The sequence below is a fragment of the Pigmentiphaga sp. NML030171 genome (assembly GCF_002188635.1).
Classification (GTDB): domain Bacteria; phylum Pseudomonadota; class Gammaproteobacteria; order Burkholderiales; family Burkholderiaceae_B; genus Pigmentiphaga; species Pigmentiphaga daeguensis.
The window spans coordinates 1-2,987 of record NZ_NINX01000012.1 but is presented as its reverse complement, the minus strand read 5'-3'; the positions used below and the strand labels follow the sequence as shown (position 1 = coordinate 2,987).

The window sequence follows — 2,987 nt, the reverse complement described above, 5'->3', positions numbered from 1 at the left end:
CTCGAGGAAAAGAAATCAACCGAGATTCCGAAAGTAGTGGCGAGCGAAATCGGAAGAGCCTGTACGAGTTAGCTTCGGTGATAGAAGAACGGTCTGGAAAGTCCGGCCATAGCAGGTGATAGCCCTGTATTCGAAATCTCTGAAGTGGGACTAGGCGTACGATAAGTAGGGCGGGACACGTGTAATCCTGTCTGAAGATGGGGGGACCATCCTCCAAGGCTAAATACTCGTGATCGACCGATAGTGAACCAGTACCGTGAGGGAAAGGCGAAAAGAACCCCGGAAGGGGAGTGAAATAGATCCTGAAACCGCATGCATACAAACAGTCGGAGCCTCCTTGTGGGGTGACGGCGTACCTTTTGTATAATGGGTCAGCGACTTACATTCAGTGGCAAGCTTAACCGAATAGGGGAGGCGTAGCGAAAGCGAGTCCGAACAGGGCGTTCAGTCGCTGGGTGTAGACCCGAAACCAGACGATCTATCCATGGCCAGGTTGAAGGCACGGTAACACGTGCTGGAGGACCGAACCCACTAGTGTTGAAAAACTAGGGGATGAGCTGTGGATAGGGGTGAAAGGCTAAACAAGTCTGGAAATAGCTGGTTCTCCCCGAAAACTATTTAGGTAGTGCCTCGAGTATTACTCCAGGGGGTAGAGCACTGTTATGGCTAGGGGGTCATGGCGACTTACCAAACCATTGCAAACTCCGAATACCTGGAAGTACAGCTCGGGAGACAGAGCACCGGGTGCTAACGTCCGGACTCAAGAGGGAAACAACCCAGACCGCCAGCTAAGGTCCCCAAATATCGCTAAGTGGGAAACGAAGTGGGAAGGCATAGACAGTCAGGAAGTTGGCTTAGAAGCAGCCATCCTTTAAAGAAAGCGTAATAGCTCACTGATCGAGTCGTCCTGCGCGGAAGATGTAACGGGGCTAAGCGATATACCGAAGCTGCGGATGCACAGTTTACTGTGCGTGGTAGGGGAGCGTTCTGTAAGCCTGCGAAGGTGGCTTGTAAAGGCTGCTGGAGGTATCAGAAGTGCGAATGCTGACATGAGTAGCGATAAAGAGGGTGAAAGGCCCTCTCGCCGTAAGTCCAAGGTTTCCTACGCAACGTTCATCGGCGTAGGGTGAGTCGGCCCCTAAGGCGAGGCAGAGATGCGTAGCTGATGGGAAGCTGGTTAATATTCCAGCACCGTCGTTTAATGCGATGGGGGGACGGATCGCGGAATGTCATCGGGGTGTTGGAAGTCCCCGTTGCTGCATCGAAGAAGGCACTTAGGCAAATCCGGGTGCGTAATTCAAGGGTGTGGCACGAGCGAACTTGTTCGCGAAGTGATTGGAAGTGGTCCCAGGAAAAGCCTCTAAGCTTCAGTTAAACGAGACCGTACCGCAAACCGACACAGGTGGACGGGATGAATATTCTAAGGCGCTTGAGAGAACTCAGGAGAAGGAACTCGGCAAATTGATACCGTAACTTCGGGAGAAGGTATGCCCTGGTAGCGTGAAGCGCCTGCGCGCTGAGCGTGAAAGGGTCGCAGAGAATCGGTGGCTGCGACTGTTTAATAAAAACACAGCACTCTGCAAACACGAAAGTGGACGTATAGGGTGTGACGCCTGCCCGGTGCCGGAAGGTTAAGTGATGGGGTGCAAGCTCTTGATCGAAGCCCCGGTAAACGGCGGCCGTAACTATAACGGTCCTAAGGTAGCGAAATTCCTTGTCGGGTAAGTTCCGACCTGCACGAATGGCGTAACGATGGCCACACTGTCTCCTCCTGAGACTCAGCGAAGTTGAAATGTTTGTGATGATGCAATCTACCCGCGGCTAGACGGAAAGACCCCATGAACCTTTACTGTAGCTTTGCATTGGACTGTGAACCGGTCTGTGTAGGATAGGTGGGAGGCGTTGAAACCGAGTCGCTAGATTCGGTGGAGCCGTCCTTGAAATACCACCCTGATTTGTTTGCGGTTCTAACCTTGGCCCGTTATCCGGGCCGGGGACAGTGCATGGTGGGCAGTTTGACTGGGGCGGTCTCCTCCTAAAGGGTAACGGAGGAGTTCGAAGGTACGCTAGGTACGGTCGGAAATCGTGCTGATAGTGCAATGGCATAAGCGTGCTTAACTGTGAGACTGACAAGTCGAACAGGTGCGAAAGCAGGACATAGTGATCCGGTGGTTCTGTATGGAAGGGCCATCGCTCAACGGATAAAAGGTACTCTGGGGATAACAGGCTGATACCGCCCAAGAGTTCATATCGACGGCGGTGTTTGGCACCTCGATGTCGGCTCATCTCATCCTGGGGCTGTAGCCGGTCCCAAGGGTATGGCTGTTCGCCATTTAAAGAGGTACGTGAGCTGGGTTTAAAACGTCGTGAGACAGTTTGGTCCCTATCTGCCGTGGGCGCTGGAGATTTGACGGAGCCTGTTCCTAGTACGAGAGGACCGGAATGGACGTACCGCTGGTGTACCGGTTGTCATGCCAATGGCATTGCCGGGTAGCTATGTACGGAAGAGATAACCGCTGAAGGCATCTAAGCGGGAAACTCGTCTGAAGATAAGATCTCCCGGGGGCTTGACCCCCCTGAAGGGCCGTTCGAGACCAGGACGTTGATAGGTCGGGTGTGGAAGCGCAGTAATGCGTTGAGCTAACCGATACTAATTGCCCGTGCGGCTTGATCCTATAACCCTGGCGGTTGTAGCGTGTGCCGCAGTCACACACCAGGTAGCTTCGCTACCAACACTGTTGTGCTTCTTCCAATTGGGCAGGTTGTTCGAGCCTGCGACGCAGCAACCCTGCGCGCGATCAACACCCCGCCAACAAGTTAAAGCCTGACGACCATAGCAAGGTGGTCCCACTCCTTCCCATCCCGAACAGGACAGTGAAACGCCTTTGCGCCGATGATAGTGGACGGACGTCTGTGAAAGTAGGTCATCGTCAGGCTACCCTCCCTCAAAACCCCCGACCGGAAACCCGGCCGGGGGTTTTGTCTTT

Annotated in this window: 2 rRNA genes; both read left to right on the top strand. The window is 53.7% G+C overall.

Annotated elements, in window-relative coordinates:
- A 23S ribosomal RNA gene (locus CDO46_RS02140) occupies nucleotides 1-2,675 on the top strand; the annotation flags it as partial.
- A gap of 148 nt (nucleotides 2,676-2,823) precedes the next feature.
- A 5S ribosomal RNA gene (gene rrf, locus CDO46_RS02135) occupies nucleotides 2,824-2,936 on the top strand.
- The last annotated feature ends 51 nt before the right edge of the window (nucleotides 2,937-2,987 follow it).